Origin of the sequence: Streptomyces poriferorum (assembly GCF_019399235.1) — a bacterium.
GTDB lineage: Bacteria > Actinomycetota > Actinomycetes > Streptomycetales > Streptomycetaceae > Streptomyces > Streptomyces poriferorum.
In genome coordinates, this window is record NZ_JAELVH010000526.1 from 1 (window position 1) to 2323 (window position 2323).

The 2323-nt window shown below is 72.3% G+C and carries 3 protein-coding genes; all 3 read right to left on the reverse strand.

The annotated features are described in order from the left end of the window. Positions 1-45 precede the first annotated feature (45 nt). Positions 46-276, reverse strand: coding sequence for a recombinase-like helix-turn-helix domain-containing protein (locus tag JGS39_RS39280; RefSeq protein ID WP_219574549.1), 231 nt, complete (start codon positions 274-276; stop codon positions 46-48). A gap of 22 nt (positions 277-298) precedes the next feature. Then, positions 299-1261 (reverse strand): PDR/VanB family oxidoreductase, encoded by a 963-nt coding sequence (locus JGS39_RS39285; protein WP_219574550.1) that lies wholly within the window; start codon positions 1259-1261, stop codon positions 299-301. Then, positions 1258-2323: thiamine pyrophosphate-dependent enzyme (locus JGS39_RS39290; RefSeq protein WP_236066069.1), on the reverse strand; the 1066-nt coding region annotated here is incomplete at its 5' end. The genes JGS39_RS39285 and JGS39_RS39290, both read right to left, overlap by 4 nt.

Genomic DNA, 2323 nt, shown 5'->3' on the forward strand with positions numbered 1-2323 from the left:
GGGGTACCCGGGTGCACGGTGGTGGTGTCGGTGGTCATGGTCGTCTCACGCTCCCAGGCGTCGCATCTCGTTGCGGAAGGTTTCCTCGGTCCACGGGCTGCCGTCGGGTGCGGGCAGGTCGCGGGCGTTGAGTCCGGCGACGAGGCCGGGCAGGTCGTGGGCTCCGCTGCCGAAGACTTCCTCGATCACCGCGGCGAGCTTCTTCTCGTACGGGGTGGGCTCGGCGGTGCGTGCCTGGTGGGGATCGAGGTACTGCGGGGTGGTCGGGCTGGTCATGTCGGCTCCCTTCGGGGGCGTGTCAGAGGTCGAGTACGAGGCGGGGGGTGCGGGCGCGGGAGACGCAGAGCATCATCGAGGCGCCGGCTTCGCGTTCGGTTTCGGTGAGGAGGAAGTCGCGGTGGTCGGGGGTGCCTTCGAGGACCTTGGTCTCGCAGGTGCCGCAGATGCCGTCGCGGCAGGAGGAGGCGACGGGGATGCCGGCGTTCTCCAGTGCGTCGAGTGCGGTGGTGGCGGGTCCGACTTCGACGGTGCGTCCGGTGCGTGAGCAGACGATGTCGAAGCTGCTGTCCTCGCCGTCGCGGGGTGCGGCGGTGGGTGCGGCGAAGCGTTCGGTGCGGGCGGCGGGGTGGCGTTCCTCGACGGCTGCGAGGAGGGGTTCGGGGCCGCAGCAGTAGACCTGGGTGCCGGGGGCGAGGTCGCCGAGGAGGGTGTCGAGGCCGATGTGGCCGTGTTCGTCCTGGGGCACGAACTCGACTGATCCGCCGGGGAGTTCGGCGAGTGCGGTGAGTTCGGCGGCGAAGGCCATGGAGGTGCGGGTGCGGCCGCCGTGGACGAGCCGCCATGGGGTTCCGGTGCGGGCTGCTTCGCGGGCCATGGCGAGGATCGGGGTGATGCCGATGCCGCCGGCGATGAAGAGGTAGCCGGTGGCGTCGCCCGTGGGGTCGAGCTCGAAGTGGTTGCGGGGGCCCTGGACGTGGAGGGTCTGGCCGGGGCGGAGCTGGGTGTGGAGGTGGGCGGAGCCGCCGCGGGAGGCGGGTTCGCGGAGGATGCCGATGCGCCAGTGGGTGGTGTCGGCGGGGTCGGAGCACAGGGAGTACTGGCGGATGTGTCCGCCGGTGTGTACGTCGATGTGGGCGCCGGGCTGCCAGGCGGGGAGGGGCTCCCCGTCGGGGTGGGTGAGTTCGATGCTCAGGACTCCGTCGGCCTCCCAGGTCATGCGGTGGACGAGCAGGTCGAGCCGGGGTTCCTCGGCGGTTGTCATGACGGGTTGCCTCCCTGTCCAGAGGTATCGGTCGCGGTGGCGGGGAGCTTGACGGGCGGGGTGAACGGGGTGTTCATCGGGCCGAGTGCGGTGAGGTCGATCTCGACGAGGGTGGGGCCCGGGGAGGCGGTGGCTTCCTTGATGACGGGTCCGGCGTCGGCTTCGGCGGCGATCCGTGCGTACGGGAGGCCGACGGCGGCGGCGAGGAGGGCGAAGTCGGGTGTGGTGAGGTCGACTCCGGAGCGGCGGGGGAAGTGGTTGTCCTGCATGTTGCGCAGGACGCCGTAGCCGCCGTCGTTGAAGACGAGGAGGGTGAGGTCGGGCTTCTCCTGGGCGAGGGTGAGGAGTTCGCCGAGGTGGACGGCGAGGCCTCCGTCGCCGGCGATGACGACGGTGGGGGTGCCGGGGCGGCCGAGTGCGGCGCCGATGCCCATGGCGAGGCCCTGTCCGATGCCGCCGCCGCGCGGGAAGACGTTGGTGGCCGGGTCGGTGATCTCCAGGAGGCGGTTTCCCCAGGTGGAGGAGGGGATGGTGACGTCGCGGGCGATGACGGATCCGGGCGGGCAGGCGTCGCGGATGGCGTCGTTGATCGCGGCCTGGGGTCCGATGGCGTGGCGTTGGGCGGTGCGGGCGTCGGTGCGGGCCTTGTGTACGCGGCCCGGCCAGGTCGTTTCCGTAGCGCCGCTGGTGACGCGTCCCAGGAGGGCGGCGAGTACGGCGGTGGCGTCGCCGTGGAGGGCGACGGTGGCGGGGTACACGCGGCCGGGGGCTGCCGGGTCCAGGTCCAGCTGGATGTGAACGGGCGGGAGTCCGAGGCTGTAGTCGGCGGTTTCGTTGGAGCGGAAGTGGGTGCCGATGGAGAGCAGGACGTCGGCTTCGGCGAGGAGGGCGCGGCCGGCGGGTGCGGTGGCGTAGTTGCCGAGGACGCGGTCGTCGGACTCGGGGACGGAGCCGCGGCCGGAGTTGGAGGTGACGAGTCCGGCGTTCAGGGCGTCGAGGAGTGCGGCGAGTTCGGGGCGGGCGGTGTTGGCGCCGCCGCCGGCCCAGACGAGGGGGCGGCGG

Coding starts and splice junctions, on each gene's coding strand:
- JGS39_RS39280 (WP_219574549.1), bottom strand. CDS start 276: ATGACCAGCCCGACCACCCCGCAGTACCTCGATCCCCACCAGGCACGC.
- JGS39_RS39285 (WP_219574550.1), bottom strand. CDS start 1,261: ATGACAACCGCCGAGGAACCCCGGCTCGACCTGCTCGTCCACCGCATG.